Source organism: Agromyces aureus (assembly GCF_001660485.1).
In the GTDB taxonomy this organism is placed as follows: domain Bacteria; phylum Actinomycetota; class Actinomycetes; order Actinomycetales; family Microbacteriaceae; genus Agromyces; species Agromyces aureus.
On record NZ_CP013979.1, the window covers coordinates 2,109,475 to 2,125,048 of the forward strand.

Below are 15,574 nucleotides of genomic sequence, written 5' to 3' on the forward strand. Positions count from 1 at the left end.
GTTCCCCGGCCTGTTTTCCCCGAGAGAGGTTCGAGATGGATCAAGGCAACACCGCGTTCCTGTTGATCATGGCGGCTTTGGTGCTGCTCATGACCCCCGGACTCGCATTCTTCTACGGCGGTCTGGTGAAGGCGAAGAGCGTCATCAGCATGATGATGATGAGCTTCGGCGCGATCGGCCTCATCGGCGTGCTGTGGGTTCTCTACGGCTACGCGATCGCGTTCCCCGGCTCAGAGGGGCTCGTCGCCCCCTGGTCCATCGACTGGTCGGCCATCGGCCTCACGAGCCTCCTCGAGGTCCCGGAGGACGCCGCGTTCCCGCCGCTCGCCTTCGTCGGCTTCCAGGCGACGTTCGCGATCATCACGGTCGCCCTCATCTCCGGTGCCATCGCCGACCGCGCCAAGTTCGGGGCCTGGATGATCTTCGCCGCCGTGTGGGCGACCATCGTCTACTTCCCGGTCGCGAGCTGGGTGTTCAACTTCGGCCTCGCCGACGACGGCTCGTTCGCCTACGGCGGCTGGACGACCTTCGGCCTCCAGGAGGCCTTCGGCGTCGGCGTCATCGACTTCGCCGGTGGTACCGCGGTGCACATCAACGCCGGTGCTGCGGCGCTCGCCCTGGCGCTCGTGCTCGGCAAGCGCGTCGGCTTCTCGAAGGGTGCGCACGTTCCTCACAACCCGCCGTTCGTGCTCCTCGGCGCCGGTCTGCTGTGGTTCGGCTGGTTCGGCTTCAACTCGGGTTCCGAGCTCGCCGCCGACGGCACCGCCGCGCTCGCCTGGGTCAACACGCTCGCGGCTCCTGCAGCCGCCCTCCTCGCCTGGCTCCTCGTCGAGAAGCTCAGGGACGGCAAGCCGACCTCGGTCGGTGCGGCCTCCGGTGCGGTCGCGGGTCTCGTCGCGATCACCCCGGCGTGTGCGGCGCTGACCCCCGGTTGGGCCATCGTGCTCGGCCTCGTCGCCGGCGCCGTCTGCGCCCTGGCGATCGACCTGAAGTTCAAGTTCGGCTTCGACGACTCGCTCGACGTCGTGGGCATCCACCTCGTCGGCGGTCTCATCGGAACGCTGTACCTCGGCTTCTTCGCCAACGGCACCGGCCTCATCTACAGCGGTGACGCGTCGCAGCTCCTGGTGCAGGCGATCGCGGCCTTCACCGTGCTGATCTACTCGTTCGTCCTGGCCTTCGGCATCGGCTGGGTCATCGAGAAGACGATCGGCTTCCGCGTGAAGAACGAGGACGAGCTCGCGGGCATCGACACGGCCGTCCACGGCGAGGACGCGTACAAGCTCGAGACCGTCTGAATCCACTGATTCACCGCGAGGGCGGTGGGGTAGTGTGCGGGTGTGACTGACACCGGCCGCTTCCTCACCGCCCTTCGTCGTGCATTCCGGAGCATGTTCGGCGGCTCCGGCAGCGCCTCGCGCGGCGGTTCGAGAGCATCGGATGCCGCGGGGCGCGCGTCCGTCTCGACCGGCCTCCTGTCGCCGGGGCAGGCGGGCACCTCCGCAACGGTGGAGGTGGATCCGCGGAGCCTCCGCAGGGTGGCGCTCGCGTACGCGCCCTCGGCCGACGGGCAGCCCGATCCGGGGGAGATCGTCTGGACCTGGGTGCCCTACGAGGAGCGCGACGGACGTGGCAAGGACCGCCCGGTCGTCGTCGTCGCGGCATCCGGTGCCGATGCGTTCCTCGCGGTGCAGCTCACGAGCAAGGCCCATGACGGCTCGCGCGACTTCGTGCCGCTCGGCACGGGCGCGTGGGATGCCGCGGGCAGGCCGAGCTGGGCGAACATCGACCGCGTGTTCGTGGTGCACACCGCCGGCATGCGGCGCGAGGCGGCATCCCTCGATGCGAAGCGCTACCTGAAGCTCGCCGAGGCGTTGAGCGCACGCTACGGCTGGCGCTGACGAACGCGGTCGGCGCGGCGAGCCATGCGTGAAACGAAGAACGCCCCCAGTGGAGTGGGGGCGTTCGTGGGCGATGCCGGGCTCGAACCGACGACCTCTTCCGTGTGAAGGAAGCGCGCTACCAGCTGCGCCAATCGCCCATGTGGGATTCGCGGCTCACCGGGGTGACCGCGCGGATTCGATACTAGCGAGCATTGCACGCAATTGCACATCGAGCAGTCCGTGGCGTGTCGAGACGTGGTTCGACCCTCGTGCGGCAGCGCGAGAACGCCCTTCGAAGCTCCGACACGCCCGGGTCTTCGGGTCGGATTCCGCGCGCGACCGGGCTGAACAGCGGGTGAACGGCCCTCAGTTTGTGAATCGATCCGCGAATCGGTTAGAGTCTCTCTGCACGCAGAAATGCGCAGCAACGCGGATGTGGCGCAGTGGTAGCGCATCACCTTGCCAAGGTGAGGGTCGCGAGTTCGAATCTCGTCATCCGCTCGGATCAGGATCAAGGCCCCGCCTCGATCCTGTTCTTTGGTGAAGAACCCAGAAACGGTGGATTGGCCGAGAGGCGAGGCAGCGGCCTGCAAAGCCGTATACACGGGTTCGAATCCCGTATCCACCTCCAAATCGAGAACACCAACTCGATCTGGGCGATTGGCGCAGCGGTAGCGCGCTTCCCTGACACGGAAGAGGTCACTGGTTCGATCCCAGTATCGCCCACTGTCGATCGCCCACGGTTCGCCGGGGGTTTTCGGTTGGTCGCATCGAGATCTCATCTCGACGCGCGCGATTGGCGCAGCGGTAGCGCGCTTCCCTGACACGGAAGAGGTCACTGGTTCGATCCCAGTATCGCGCACGCAGTACGAACGCCCCGGCTCATGCGAGCCGGGGCGTTCGCTGTTCTGCGAGGTCTTCCGCTCAGCTCACCAGGGCGAGGGCGCCGGGGGAGCCGTGACGGGCGGCCGGTCGTTGCACGTGATGAGGTTCGGCAGGGAGGGCGCGAGCCACGGGGTTCCGGGGTGGTACTCGTTCGCGTCGACGCCGTCGTTGCCGCCCAGATCGGTGAGCGAGAACTCGGAACCGTTCGCCCAGTCCCAGTTGAACGCGCCGCAGTTGTTCACGCCCCAGTGTCCGACGCCCCGCACATCGACGTTCTCGAAGCTCGCCGAGCCCGCCGTGCGTGCACTGATGACGTTGGTGCCGGTGCCGTCGATGCGGAGGTCGCGGAACTTCACGCCATCGATGCGATAGGCGTCCTTCACGCCCCACTCAGTGACCAGCATCAGCGCGCTGTAGGTGCTGTCGAGGAAGTGGTCGCCGCTCACCACGATGTCGGCCTGGTCGATCGAGCGGTCGAGCGCGTAGAACCAGATCGCGCCGAGCCCGATGTTCCAGTTGAGCTCGTACGTGCCCGACCGGGCGGTCGTGTTGTCGGTGATCGCGAGGCCGCCCGTGAACGGCTCGGCGCCGAACCTCGATCCCACGTGGATGCCGCTGCCCTCGCGAACGGGATCGGCGACGAGGTTGTTCGACACGATCGTGTCGGCGCCGCCGTAGATCGCGATGCCGTTCGCGAGCGACGGCGACTGCACGGTGTTGCGGTCGAAGGTGTTGCCCGCGTTCGCGACGTGCTCCGACCACATGGCGAGTCCGTCGTCCCCGGTGTTGCGCACGGAGGTGTTCGAGACCGTCGATCCGGTCACGCCGGTGTGGAAGTTCAGGGCGTCCGCCATCTGGTCGACGATGATGTTGCCGTCGATGGTGAGGTCGTGCATCGGGCCGTCGAACCACATGCCGACCTTCGTGTGGCGGATGTGGAGTCCGCGGATGCTCGACGAGCTCAGCGAGCCGCCGATGCCGTTCACCTGATCGGTGTCGATGCGCTCGCGCACGTCGCCCTCGATCGCGAAGCCCGAGAGGTGCACGTTCGAGCTCCCGCCCTCCGCGGCATCCTTCCCGTAGAAGCCGACGCCCGTGTGCACCGAGCCGTCGGGGGCCGGCGTGGCGAGTGCGACCTCGCGACCGCGGATGATCGTGTACCAGTTGCCCGCGCCCTCGATCGTGACGTCGTCGACGACGATGTGCCGGCTGACCGAGTAGACGCCCGGGGGCACGTACACGGGCAGGCGATGCGCCTTCGCGAACGCGATGGCCCGGTCGAACGCCCCTGCGGCGTCGCGCTTGCCGAACGGATCCGCGCCGAAGAGCAGCACGTTCGCCGCCTTGAGGCGAACGTGCGGTGCGGCCACGCGCTCGGAGTCGAGCAGGTCGACGGTCGTGACCACGCTCGAGGTCTTCGGCGCGGTGAGACGCACGACGTCGCCGGCGCGATACGTCTTGCCCAGCAGCATCCGCTGCTCGTCGTAGAAGTGCATCGGGCGGAACGGCTTGGCGACCTCGTAGCCGGCACCCGGGACGCACCCGCACTCGGTGATCCACCAGTCGGGGTGCAGGAGGTCGGCGTTCGGGTCGTTCGTGAACGGGTACTGGTTGTACAGCCAGGAGTACTTCGAGGTCAGGGTCATGGTCTGCGCGCGACCGCCGTTCACCGAGACCGCGAGCGGAGCGTCGATGCCGCCGCCGGTGGGGGAGTCGGGGATGCTGTAGCGCACCGTGATCGCGTTCGCGGACGCGGGCAGCGTGAACTCGACGAACTCGCCGGGGTCGAGCTGCACGGCCCGGCGTCCCGAGGCCTCCGCCGGAAGCGTGTACGCGTCGCGACCCGGCCCGATGACGCTGCCGGTGGTCTTCGCGTTCTCGGCCTCCTGCTCGAGGAACGCCACGTCGGCGCCGCGGCCCTGCACGAGCGCGGGGTCGAGCGCGGTCCTCGTCACGACCGGCGAAGGCGCCTTCGGGGCAGCGGATGCCGCCAGCGGGCCGGTCACGGCGGCACCGACCGCGAGCGCGGCGATCGCGATGAGCGATGCCGTTCGTCTCAGGGACGGGGCGTGCGATCGTCGGGACGGGGGCGCGGCTTCGGAACTGGCGCGGGTCATCATCGACTCGATTCCTCTCGTGGTGTGTACGTCTTCGGACACGGGTGCGATCCCGTCGAGTGAGCCGAATGTACGGCCCTGGGTTCACCGCTCACAAGGAGTCATCGGTGATTGTCGAGGAAAAGTCGAGTTCTTGCGATCCAGTGCGCAAGCGACTGCAAATCGAGTCGGCCGCGCGACCCGAACACCGCAAGACGCGGCGCAAGCGGTCGGGATGATCGCAGGGTCGAGGCCATGGCCCGAGCGGGCGGAGCGCGGGCCTGCGCCCGACTACAGTTGAAGGGTTCATCTCAACGCACAGGGAGTGGTTCACAGTGGCCGACGGTTTCGAGCTCTTCACCGATCGTTCCGTTGTCGCGATGCGCGTCAACGGCGAGCTCAAGGATCTGGCCACGACGGTGACCGATGCCGACGAGGTCGAGCCCGTGACGATCGACTCGCCCGACGGGCTCTCGATCCTGCGCCACTCGGCCGCGCACGTGCTCGCCCAGGCCGTGCAGTCGATCAACCCCGAGGCCAAGCTCGGCATCGGCCCGCCCGTGACCGACGGGTTCTACTACGACTTCGACGTCGCCGAGGCGTTCAGCACCGACGACCTCAAGGCCCTCGACAAGGAGATGGGTCGCATCATCCGTGCCGGCCAGCGCTTCGTGCGCCGGGTCGTGACCGATGACGAGGCCCGTGCCGAGCTCGCGAACGAGCCGTACAAGCTCGAGCTCATCGGGCTCAAGGGCACCGGTGGTCACGGCAAGGGCACCGGCGACGATCACGAGTCCGTCGAGGTCGGGGCCGGCGAGCTGACGATCTACGACAACGTCGACCCGAAGACCGGCGAGGTCGTCTGGAAGGACCTCTGCCGCGGCCCGCACCTTCCGAACACCCGCATGATCGGCAACGGCTGGGCGCTCCAGCGCGTGGCCGGCGCCTACTGGCGCGGCAGCGAGAAGAACCCCCAGTTGCAGCGCATCTACGGCACCGCATGGCCCACCAAAGACGAGCTGCGCGCCTACCAGCACCGCCTCGAGGAGGCCGCCAAGCGCGACCACCGCAAGCTCGGCAAGGACCTCGACCTCTTCTCGTTCCCCGACGAGATCGGCTCGGGCCTGTCGGTCTGGCACCCCAAGGGCGGCGTCATCCGCGGCGAGATGGAGCAGCACGCGCGTCGTCGCCACATCGAGGGCGGCTACACCTACGTCTACACCCCGCACATCTCCAAGGAAGACCTCTTCCTCACCTCGAACCACCTCGTCACCTACAAGGACGGCATGTTCCCGCCCATCGTGATGGACGAGGAGCGCGACGCCGAGGGCAACATCACCAAGCAGGGCCAGGACTACTACCTGAAGCCCATGAACTGCCCGATGCACATCCTCATCTACAAGGAGCGCGGGCGCAGCTACCGCGACCTGCCGATGCGCCTCGCCGAGAACGGCACGGTCTACCGCAACGAGCTCTCGGGTGCGCTGCACGGTCTCACGCGCGTGCGCGGCTTCACGCAGGACGACTCGCACCTGTTCGTGACCCCCGAGCAGCTCGAGGCCGAGACGACCAGGGTGCTCGAGTTCGTGGTCTCGATGCTGCGCGACTTCGGCCTCGAGGACTTCGAGCTCGAACTCTCGATGCGCGACGACGAGAAGTCGAAGTGGATCGGCTCCGACGAGTTCTGGGAGTACTCCACCGACGCGCTCCGCAACGTGGCGCTCGCCAGCGGGCTGAAGCTCACCGAGGTCCCGGGTGAGGCGGCGTTCTACGGCCCGAAGATCGACCTGAAGACCCGCGACGCCATCGGCCGCACCTGGCAGCTCTCGACCGTGCAGGTCGACCCGAACCTGCCCGAGCGATTCGGCCTCGAGTACACCGGGTCCGACGGCGAGCGGCACCGGCCGATCATGATCCACCGGGCACTGTTCGGCTCGATCGAGCGGTTCTTCGCGATCCTGCTCGAGCACTACGCGGGCGCGTTCCCGGTGTGGCTCTCGCCCGTGCAGGTCGTCGGCATCCCGGTCGCCGAGCAGTTCTCCGACTACCTCGACGACATCATCGCGAAGCTCCGGGCCGCAGGCGTCCGCGCCGAGGTCGACCACTCCGACGACCGCATGCAGAAGAAGATCCGCACGCACACCACGCAGAAGGTGCCGCTGCAGCTCATCGCCGGCGAGCAGGACCGCTCGGGCGGCACGGTGTCGTTCCGCTTCCGCGACGGAACGCAGACCAACGGCGTGCCCGTCGACGACGCCGTCGCGCTGATCCTCAGGGCGATCTCCGACCGCAAGCTCGTGAACACGGCCGAGGACCTGGCGTGACCGACCGCTCGACGAGCCCCGAACCTGCGGCTGTCGCAGTGGAGGGGCTCGTCGATGCGGCGACGCTGGCCGGCGTGCCCGATGCGTTCCAGCGGCTCTGGACCCCGCATCGCATGGCGTACATCAATGCCGGTGCCGATGCGATGCGTGCTGCGTGCCCGTTCTGCGCCGCTCCTGAGAAGTCCGACGCCGACGGGCTCATCGTGCACCGCGGCCGCACGGCGTACGTGCTCCTGAACCTGTTCCCGTACAACTCCGGTCACCTGCTCGTGTGCCCGTATCGGCACATCGCCACCTACGACCAGGCCTCGCCCGAGGAGGTCGCCGAGATCGGCGAGCTCACGCAGACCGGCATGCGGGTGCTGCGCGAGGTCTCGCGCTGCGACGGCTTCAACATCGGCATGAACCAGGGTGCGGTGGCCGGCGCCGGCGTCGACGAGCACCTGCACCAGCACGTCGTGCCGCGGTGGGCCTCCGATGCGAACTTCTTCCCGATCATCGCGCGCACCAAGGCGCTGCCGCAGCTGCTCGGCGAGGTGCGGGTTGCGGTGGCCGAGGCCTGGCCGGCATCGGGCACCTAGCCGCGACCAGGGCGCCGACCGGCATGGGTTGCTCGCGGCATCCGCTGGGCCGACCTCGAGCGAGCGGATGCTGCGGGCCTGCGTACCGCGAACCCGCCGCGCGCGTTCGGGGTCAGCGCACCCGACGAACGGTGAACTGCATGCGGGGGTTCGCGTAGGCCTCCTGCGACTCGACGAGCTGGAGCTCGCGCTCGCCCGACTCGTGCGTGCGCTCGAGCAGGTCGAACACGCTCGAGGTCGTGCGCGCGAGGGCGTCGGCGGCGTCGCGCGTGCGCAGGTAGTGCGCGGTGAAGAGCGCGGCGCTGACGTCGCCCGAGCCGTTGGCCTTCATGGGCAGCAGGGGAGTCTGCACGATCCAGGCGCCGTGATCGTCGACGGCGAGCATCTCGATGGTGCCCTCCTCGCGATCCGGTCGCTCGACGCTCGTGACGAGCACGATCGAGGGGCCCGTCGCGCGTACGAGGTCGACCGAGGCGAGCGTCGACTCGAGGGTGTCGGGGGAGGTGTCGGTGAGGAACCCGAGTTCGAACTGGTTCGGGGTGATGAGGTCGGCGGCGGGGACCACGCGCTCGCGGAGCAGGATCGGGATGGCCGGCGCCACGAAGCATCCGGATTTCGCGTTGCCCATGACAGGATCGCAGGCGTAGATCGCCTCGGGGTTCGCGGCCTTCACGCGTGCGACCGCATCGAGGATGACGTCGCCGATGCCCTCGCCGCCCTGGTAACCCGAGAGCACCGCGTCGATCTGCGGGAACGCGCCGCGCTCCTCGATGCCCGTGATGACCTCGCGAACGTCATCGGGAGCGATGAGCGGACCGCGCCACGCGCCGTAGCCGGTGTGGTTCGAGAAGTTGACCGTGTAGACCGGCAGCACCTCGACGCCGATGCGCTGGAGCGGGAAGACGGCGGCGGAGTTGCCGACGTGGCCGTAGGCGACCGCCGACTGGATCGAGAGAATCTTCACCGATCGATCATCGCACCTTCGTCGGGCGTCCTCAGCCCGCGATGCGGCTCTGCGCCGTCGCGGCGCGGACCGACGCTCCGATGTCGGCGGCGAGCTTGTCGAGGTCGGCATCGGGGAGCTCGTGGACGGTCAGCCGGAGGCGCTGCGACGGCGCACGGTCGCCGAGCGCGAACTCGTCGCCGGGGCGGGCGAGCCAGCCGCGCCGCATGAGCTGCTCGGACACGGCGCGAGCCGGCGCGCCGAGCGGGACCCAGACGCTGAGACCGTCGCCGGGGTTCGTCGGCAGCCCCTCGGCCGTGAGCAGCTCGGCGAAGCGGGCGTTGCGCGCGGCGTAGTGCGAGCCCGCGCGCTCGATGCGCTCCCGCACGTCGGGGTCGGTGATCAGGGCGTGCACCAGCCGCTGCAGGAGATGGCTCACCCAGGTCGTGCCCGGCGTCAACCGCATCGCGAGCCGTTCGGCGGTCTCGGGGTCCGAGGCCGTGACGGCGAGGCACATGTCGGGTCCCAGGAACTTCGAGACCGAGCGCACGAGCGCCCACCGTCGGTGCCCGTCGCCGATCAGGGAGTGGTGCGGGCGCCTCGAGAGCAGCGAGTAGTGGTCGTCCTCGATGACGAGCACGTACGGGTGCTCGGCGAGCACGGCCCGCAGGTCGGCGGCGCGACGCTCCGAGAGGCTCGCGCCGGTCGGATTCTGCGCCCGCGGCGTGCAGATGACCGCGCGGACCCCCTGCTCGAGCGCCGAGCGGAGCCCCTCGACGGTCATGCCCTCGTCATCGACCGGCACCGGCACCGGTCGGTACCCGGCCACGCGGACCGTATGGATGCTCGTGAGGAAGCAGGGATCTTCGAGGGCGACGGCGTCGTCGCGCGTCAGGGCCTGGGCCAGGAGGCGCTCGACGGCGTCGGCGGCACCGCTCGTGACGGTGATGCGCATCGGGGTGCCCGGTGGCAGGTCGGCGCTCATCCACTCCTGCGCCGAGCGCTCGAGGCCCGGATCGATCACGGGTTCGCCGTAGAGCACCGGGCGTCGTGCGATGCCGATGAGGGCGTCGGAGGGATCGGGGATTCGCGCGGCGTCGGGGTTGCCGGTCGCGAGGTCGCGGAGTGCGGTGTCGGCGGCGAATCCCTCCTGCGCCACGGCGGAGGCGCCGGCGACCCGCGTGCCGCCTCGACCCAACGTGACGACGACACCCGCGTTCGTGAGCTGCCGGTAGGCCGACACGGCGGTGTTGCGGTTGACGCCGAGCTGTTCGGCGAGGGCGCGCACGGGCGGCAACGCATCGCCGGGGCGGAGCTTGCCACGCTCGATGAGCGTGCGCAGGCTCTCGGCGATCTCGGCCGCCGATCGTCCCTCGATGTCGACGCTCACGTCACCGTCCTCCTCGGGTCTGCGGGTGCTGGACCTCCATGCTACCGTTTGGCCTAGGACAAACATTCTCTTTGTCTGAACGTGTTGCGCACCGTCCCAGCGCACCTCCGGAAGGATTCCCCAGTGACCGTATCCGAGACGGGCTCGAGCCGCGTGAAGCGCGGCCTCGCCGAGATGCTGAAGGGCGGCGTCATCATGGACGTCGTCACCCCCGAACAGGCCCGCATCGCCGAGGACGCCGGCGCCGTCGCCGTCATGGCGCTCGAGCGCGTTCCCGCCGACATCCGCGCCCAGGGCGGCGTCGCCCGCATGAGCGACCCCGACCTCATCGAGGCGATCATCGCCGAGGTCTCGATCCCCGTCATGGCGAAGGCCCGCATCGGCCACTTCGTCGAGGCGCAGGTGCTGCAGGCCCTCGACGTCGACTACATCGACGAGTCTGAGGTGCTCTCGCCCGCCGACTTCGTCAACCACATCGACAAGTGGTCCTTCAACACGCCGTTCGTGTGCGGTGCGACCAACCTCGGTGAGGCGCTCCGTCGCATCAACGAGGGCGCGGCCATGATCCGCTCGAAGGGCGAGGCCGGAACGGGCGACGTCTCCGAGGCGACCAAGCACATCCGCAAGATCCGCTCGGAGATCAACGTGCTGAGCTCGATGACGAAGGACGAGCTCTACGTCGCCGCGAAGGAGCTGCAGGCTCCCTACGACCTCGTCGTCGAGATCGCCGAGACCGGCAAGCTGCCCGTCGTGCTCTTCACCGCCGGCGGCGTCGCGACTCCGGCCGACGCCGCGATGATGATGCAGCTGGGTGCCGACGGCGTCTTCGTCGGCTCCGGCATCTTCAAGTCGGGCAACCCCGAGGCGCGCGCCGCGGCGGTCGTCAAGGCCACCGCGTTCTACGACGACCCGTCCGTCATCGCCGAGGTCTCGCGCGGCCTGGGTGAGGCCATGGTCGGCATCAACGTCGCCGACCTCGCCGCGCCGCACCGCCTCTCCGAGCGCGGCTGGTGACGACGAACCTGCGAAGCGAGTCGCTCGACGCGGGGGATGCGGCCTCGGCCGGCCCCCGCGTCGGGGTGCTCGCCCTGCAGGGGGATTTCCGCGAGCACGCGAGGGTGCTCGCGGGCCTCGGTGCGCGCGTGTCGCTCGTGCGCCGGCCCGATGAGCTCGAGTCGATCGACGGCCTCGTGATCCCCGGCGGCGAGTCGAGCGTCATGGACAAGCTGTCGCGCATCTTCGGCCTGCAGCAGCCGCTCCGTGCAGCGATCGCCGGCGGGCTGCCCGTGTACGGCACCTGCGCCGGGCTCATCATGCTCGCCGACACCGTGCTCGACGGCATCGCGGGCCAGGAGTCGCTCGGCGGCCTCGACGTCGAGGTTCGCCGCAACGCCTTCGGCTCGCAGAACCAGTCCTTCGAGACCGACCTCGAGGTGCCGGCGCTCGGCGGCGAGCCGGTGCACGCCGTGTTCATCCGCGGCCCGGTCGTCGAGTCGGTCGGCCCGGCGGCCACGTCGCTCGCCTCGCTCGCCGACGGGCGCGTGGTCGCGGTCGAGCAGGGCAACCTGCTCGGTACGAGCTTCCACCCCGAGATCACGGGGGAGCACCGCTTCCACGAGTACTTCCTCGCCAAGGTCGCGGCTCGCATCGCGGCCTGAGTCAGGGCGGATGCCGCGGCGTCCGCCCTGACCGCCGGTCGATGCCCTCGGCGGGCGGGTGTCGGTTGCGAACGCTAGCCTCGGCCACGTGACCCAGTACATCGCGCTCCTCCGCGGAGTGAACGTCGGCGGCATCACGGTCAAGTCCGCCGACCTGAAGGCGCTGTTCGACTCGATGGGGTTCGAGGCGGTGCGCACGGTGCTCGCGAGCGGCAACGTCGCGTTCGAGCACGACGGGACGACCGGCGACGGCACCACCGAGACATCCGCAGCTTTGAAGGCCCGGATCGAGGCCGGGCTCCGTGATCGGTTCGGATACGAGGCTTGGATCGTGCTGCTCACGCGCGACGAGCTCGAACGCGTGGTCGGCGCGTTCCCGTTCGATGCCCAGCTCGAGGGCTGGCATCCGTACGTGCTCTTCGGATCGGATGCCGCGCACCTGGCCGAGCTGGCGGCTGCGGCCGGCGACGTCGACGACGCCGACGACGTCGTGCGGGCCGGCGACGGGGTGCTGTACTGGCACAACCGGCGCGAGCGCGGCGTCGGCAGCGCGTTCGCGAAGCTCACCGCGAAGGCCCGCTTCAAGCCGACGACCACGAACCGCAACCTGCGCACACTCGCCAAGCTGCTCGCATGAACCAGGTCTGAACATGCCCTGACCTAGAATGGGACGGCGCGAACCGGAACGCATCGGTCGCGGAGGATTCGATTCAGGAGACGCATGTCCGGGCATTCCAAGTGGGCGACGACCAAGCACAAGAAGGCGATCATCGACTCGCGCCGTGCCAAGTCGTTCGCGAAGCTCATCAAGAACATCGAGGTCGCCGCCAAGATGGGCGGAGCCGACCTGTCGGGCAACCCGACGCTCGTCGACGCCGTGCAGAAGGCGAAGAAGACCTCGGTCCCCAACGACAACATCGATCGTGCGATCAAGCGCGGCGCTGGCCTCACCGGTGAGTCCATCGACTACGCGACGATCATGTACGAGGGCTACGGCCCGAACGGCGTGGCCCTGCTCGTCGAGTGCCTCACCGACAACAAGAACCGCGCCGCAGCCGAGGTGCGCACGCTCATGAGCCGCAACGGCGGCACCATGGCCGACCCCGGTTCGGTCGCCTACAACTTCGCGCGCAAGGGCGTCATCGTCGTGTCCAAGACCGACGGCCTGACCGAAGACGACGTGCTCGGCGCGGTGCTCGACGCGGGCGCCGAAGAGGTCACCGACGAGGGCGAGACCTTCGAGGTCATCACCGAGGCGTCCGACATGGTCGCGGCGCGCACCGCGCTGCAGGAGGCCGGCATCGACTACGACTCCGCCGATGCCGCATTCGTGCCGTCGCTCAAGGTCGAGATCGACGCCGAGACCGCCCGCAAGGTGTTCCGCCTGATCGACGCGCTCGAGGACAGCGACGACGTGCAGAACATCTACAGCAACTTCGACCTCTCGGCCGAGGTGCAGGCCGAGCTCGAGTCGGACGAGTAGGCCGATCGCCGTGCGCGTGCTCGGCATCGATCCCGGCCTCACCAGATGCGGTGTGGGCGTGGTCGATGTCGAGCCCAACCGCACCGCCCGACTGGTCGACGTCGTCGTGCTTCGCACGCCCGCCGACCTCGACACGCCGAACCGGCTGGTGCGCATCGCCGAGGGGCTCGAGGCGATCCTCGACGAGCATCGCCCGCAGGCCGTTGCGCTCGAGCGCGTGTTCGCCCGCAGCGACGTCTCCACGATCATGGGCACGGCCCAGATCTCGGGGGTCGCGATGCTGCTCGCCGCACGGCGCAGGCTGCCCGTCGCGTTGCACACCCCCAGTGAGGTCAAGGCGGCGATCACCGGGTACGGGCGCGCCGACAAGGCCCAGGTCGGGGCCATGGTCGCCCGCATCCTCGGCCTCGACGCCGTGCCGAAGCCCGCTGACGCCGCAGACTCGCTCGCCCTCGCGATCTGCCATGCCTGGCGCACCGGTGGCGTCGCCGGTGCCGCCGTGCTCGACGCTTCGAATCCGGATGCCGCGGCGCAGGGCGCCCTCACGCCCGCGCAGCGCGCATGGCTCGCCGCCGAGCGCTCCGCCTCCGTGTCGGGGGCGGCCCGTAGGGTGAAGGAGTGATCTCCTCCCTCCGCGGGCCAGTGCTCGTCGCTGCCGGAACCTCGCTCGTGATCGACGTCGGCGGTGTCGGCTTCCAGGTCAACACGACTCCCGCGCTCGTTCTCGCCGCCCGCGAAGGTCACGAGCTGTTCGTGCACACCACGCTCATCGTGCGCGAAGACGCCCTGACCCTGTTCGGCTTCGGCACGCGCGACGAGCTCGACGTGTTCGAACTGCTCATCGGGGTGACCGGAGTGGGCCCCCGGTCGGCGCTCGGCGTGCTCTCGGCGATGGCGCCGTCGCAGATCGCCACGGCGGTCGCGACCGACGACGACGCGGCGTTCCGCAAGGTCACGGGCATCGGCCCGAAGACCGCGAAGCTCATCACGGTCTCACTGGCGGGCAAGCTCATCGCGCCGAGCGCGGTCGACGTGCCCGTCATCGCCGGATCCGCTCGCGGGGTGGTCGACAGCGTGCTCGCCGCACTCACCGGGCTCGGGTGGACCGAACGCGCGGCCGTCGAGGCCGTCGACGAGGTCATGGCCGAGGCGTCCGACGCCGATGCTGCGTCGATCCCCGCCGTGCTCCGACTCTCGCTCGCCCGGCTCGGGCCCGCCCAGACCGTCGGGCGGTCGCGATGAGCGATGGCGTCGGCGGTGAGGTCGACCTGACCGATCCCGTGCTCGCCTCCGAGGCTGAGCTGGCGTTCGAAGGCGCCCTCCGCCCGCGCAGCCTCTCCGAGTTCGTCGGGCAGACCCGCGTGCGCGGGCAGCTGCAGCTGCTGCTCACCGCGGCGACGATCCAGCAGCGCACCCCCGATCACATCCTGCTCGCCGGCCCTCCCGGCCTCGGCAAGACCACGCTCGCCATGATCGTCGCCCACGAGAGCGGTCGACCGCTGCGCATGTCGAGCGGCCCGGCCATTCAGCATGCCGGAGACCTGGCCGCGATCCTCAGCTCTCTCGTGCCGGGCGAGGTGCTCTTCATCGACGAGATCCACCGCATGGCGCGCTCGGCCGAAGAGATGCTCTACCTCGCCATGGAGGACTTCCGCATCGACATCATGGTCGGCAAGGGGGCAGGCGCCACCTCGGTGCCGCTCGACCTCTCCCCGTTCACGCTGGTCGGCGCGACCACGCGCGCGGGGCTGCTGCCGAACCCGCTGCGCGACCGGTTCGGCTTCACCGCGCACCTTGAGTTCTACGATGATGCCGAGCTCGCACAGGTCCTCGCCCGTGCCGCGACCTTGCTCGGTCTCGACATCGATCGTGACGCCATCGTCGAGATCTCGGGCAGATGCCGGGGCACGCCCCGTATCGCCAATCGCCTGCTCCGTCGGGTGCGCGACTACGCGCTCGTGCACACCGGGCGAGCCGACCTCGCGACGGTGAACGCCGCGCTCGACCTCTACGACGTCGACGCGCTCGGGCTCGATCGCCTCGATCGGGCCGTCATGCAGATCATCCTGACGAGGTTCGGCGGTGGGCCCGTCGGCCTGAACACGCTCGCGGTGTCGGTCGGTGAGGAGTCCGAGACCATCGAGGCGGTCGTCGAGCCCTTCCTCGTGCGAATCGGCCTCATCACGCGTACCCCCCGCGGACGCGTCGCGACCTCCGCGGCGTGGCGGCATTTCGGGCTTTCGCACGGCGACACGGCGCTTCCGATCGATGACCTATAATCCAATGAGGCTTCGCCCTCGCCGCCGTCGACTTCGTGCGGTTCGCCGCACT

The 15,574-nt window shown here is 69.3% G+C and carries 14 protein-coding genes and 5 tRNA genes; 15 read left to right on the top strand and 4 right to left on the bottom strand.

All coding sequences use genetic code 11. The annotated features are described in order from the left end of the window. Positions 1-35: 35 nt before the first annotated feature. Both ATC03_RS09295 and ATC03_RS09300 read left to right on the top strand, forming a co-directional pair. Positions 36-1,298 (top strand): ammonium transporter, encoded by a 1,263-nt coding sequence (locus ATC03_RS09295; protein WP_067875992.1) that lies wholly within the window; start codon positions 36-38, stop codon positions 1,296-1,298. 42 nt (positions 1,299-1,340) lie between these two features. After that, entirely contained in the window at positions 1,341-1,901 is a 561-nt protein-coding gene (locus ATC03_RS09300) for a type II toxin-antitoxin system PemK/MazF family toxin (protein ID WP_227820272.1), read from the top strand. A 67-nt stretch (positions 1,902-1,968) separates the two neighbouring features. Here the strand turns inward: ATC03_RS09300 and ATC03_RS09305 are convergent. Next, positions 1,969-2,041 (bottom strand) — tRNA-Val (locus tag ATC03_RS09305). 271 nt (positions 2,042-2,312) lie between these two features. Between ATC03_RS09305 and ATC03_RS09310 the strand changes: the two genes are divergently transcribed. The 4 genes from ATC03_RS09310 to ATC03_RS09325 all read left to right on the top strand — a co-directional run bounded on the left by ATC03_RS09310 (position 2,313) and on the right by ATC03_RS09325 (position 2,745). After that, a tRNA-Gly gene (locus tag ATC03_RS09310) sits at positions 2,313-2,384 on the top strand. Between the two features lie 56 nt (positions 2,385-2,440). After that, positions 2,441-2,514, top strand: a tRNA-Cys gene (locus ATC03_RS09315). Positions 2,515-2,537: 23 nt separating this feature from the next. Continuing rightward, positions 2,538-2,609, top strand: a tRNA-Val gene (locus ATC03_RS09320). A gap of 64 nt (positions 2,610-2,673) precedes the next feature. Next, positions 2,674-2,745 (top strand) — tRNA-Val (locus ATC03_RS09325). A gap of 67 nt (positions 2,746-2,812) precedes the next feature. Here ATC03_RS09325 and ATC03_RS09330 read toward each other — a convergent pair. After that, positions 2,813-4,888, bottom strand: a complete 2,076-nt coding sequence (locus ATC03_RS09330; RefSeq protein ID WP_227820273.1) for a glycosyl hydrolase family 28-related protein — start codon at positions 4,886-4,888, stop codon at positions 2,813-2,815. A gap of 356 nt (positions 4,889-5,244) precedes the next feature. Here ATC03_RS09330 and thrS point away from each other — a divergent pair, with 356 nt between their 5' ends. Then, positions 5,245-7,188, top strand: a complete 1,944-nt coding sequence (gene thrS, locus ATC03_RS09335; protein WP_227820287.1) for a threonine--tRNA ligase — start codon at positions 5,245-5,247, stop codon at positions 7,186-7,188. Further along, positions 7,185-7,769, top strand: a complete 585-nt coding sequence (locus ATC03_RS09340) for an HIT family protein (protein WP_418118871.1) — start codon at positions 7,185-7,187, stop codon at positions 7,767-7,769. The genes thrS and ATC03_RS09340 overlap by 4 nt, the downstream gene beginning before the upstream one ends. A 112-nt stretch (positions 7,770-7,881) precedes the next feature. On the opposite strand, the gene pdxY is transcribed toward ATC03_RS09340, so the two are convergent. Next, entirely contained in the window at positions 7,882-8,733 is an 852-nt protein-coding gene (gene pdxY, locus ATC03_RS09345) for a pyridoxal kinase PdxY (RefSeq protein ID WP_067876003.1), read from the bottom strand. A 31-nt stretch (positions 8,734-8,764) separates the two neighbouring features. Next, a complete protein-coding gene (locus ATC03_RS09350; protein WP_067876005.1) occupies positions 8,765-10,102 on the bottom strand; it encodes an aminotransferase class I/II-fold pyridoxal phosphate-dependent enzyme in 1,338 nt (445 codons plus the stop codon). A gap of 174 nt (positions 10,103-10,276) precedes the next feature. Here ATC03_RS09350 and pdxS point away from each other — a divergent pair, with 174 nt between their 5' ends. The 7 genes from pdxS (at position 10,277) to ruvB (ending at position 15,522) form a co-directional block, all read left to right on the top strand. Beyond that, entirely contained in the window at positions 10,277-11,116 is an 840-nt protein-coding gene (pdxS, locus tag ATC03_RS09355; protein ID WP_232338871.1) for a pyridoxal 5'-phosphate synthase lyase subunit PdxS, read from the top strand. After that, positions 11,113-11,760 (top strand): pyridoxal 5'-phosphate synthase glutaminase subunit PdxT, encoded by a 648-nt coding sequence (gene pdxT / locus ATC03_RS09360; RefSeq protein WP_418118873.1) that lies wholly within the window; start codon positions 11,113-11,115, stop codon positions 11,758-11,760. Before pdxS ends, pdxT begins: the two co-directional genes overlap by 4 nt. 88 nt (positions 11,761-11,848) lie before the next feature. Next, entirely contained in the window at positions 11,849-12,397 is a 549-nt protein-coding gene (locus tag ATC03_RS09365) for a DUF1697 domain-containing protein (RefSeq protein ID WP_067876009.1), read from the top strand. Positions 12,398-12,481: 84 nt separating this feature from the next. Further along, a complete protein-coding gene (locus ATC03_RS09370) occupies positions 12,482-13,243 on the top strand; it encodes a YebC/PmpR family DNA-binding transcriptional regulator (RefSeq protein ID WP_067876012.1) in 762 nt (253 codons plus the stop codon). Positions 13,244-13,253: 10 nt separating this feature from the next. Then, a complete protein-coding gene (gene ruvC / locus ATC03_RS09375; protein WP_179947907.1) occupies positions 13,254-13,865 on the top strand; it encodes a crossover junction endodeoxyribonuclease RuvC in 612 nt (203 codons plus the stop codon). Beyond that, positions 13,862-14,485, top strand: a complete 624-nt coding sequence (gene ruvA, locus ATC03_RS09380; RefSeq protein ID WP_067876018.1) for a Holliday junction branch migration protein RuvA — start codon at positions 13,862-13,864, stop codon at positions 14,483-14,485. The genes ruvC and ruvA overlap by 4 nt, the downstream gene beginning before the upstream one ends. Beyond that, positions 14,482-15,522 (top strand): Holliday junction branch migration DNA helicase RuvB, encoded by a 1,041-nt coding sequence (gene ruvB / locus ATC03_RS09385; protein ID WP_067876021.1) that lies wholly within the window; start codon positions 14,482-14,484, stop codon positions 15,520-15,522. Before ruvA ends, ruvB begins: the two co-directional genes overlap by 4 nt. Positions 15,523-15,574 lie beyond the last annotated feature (52 nt).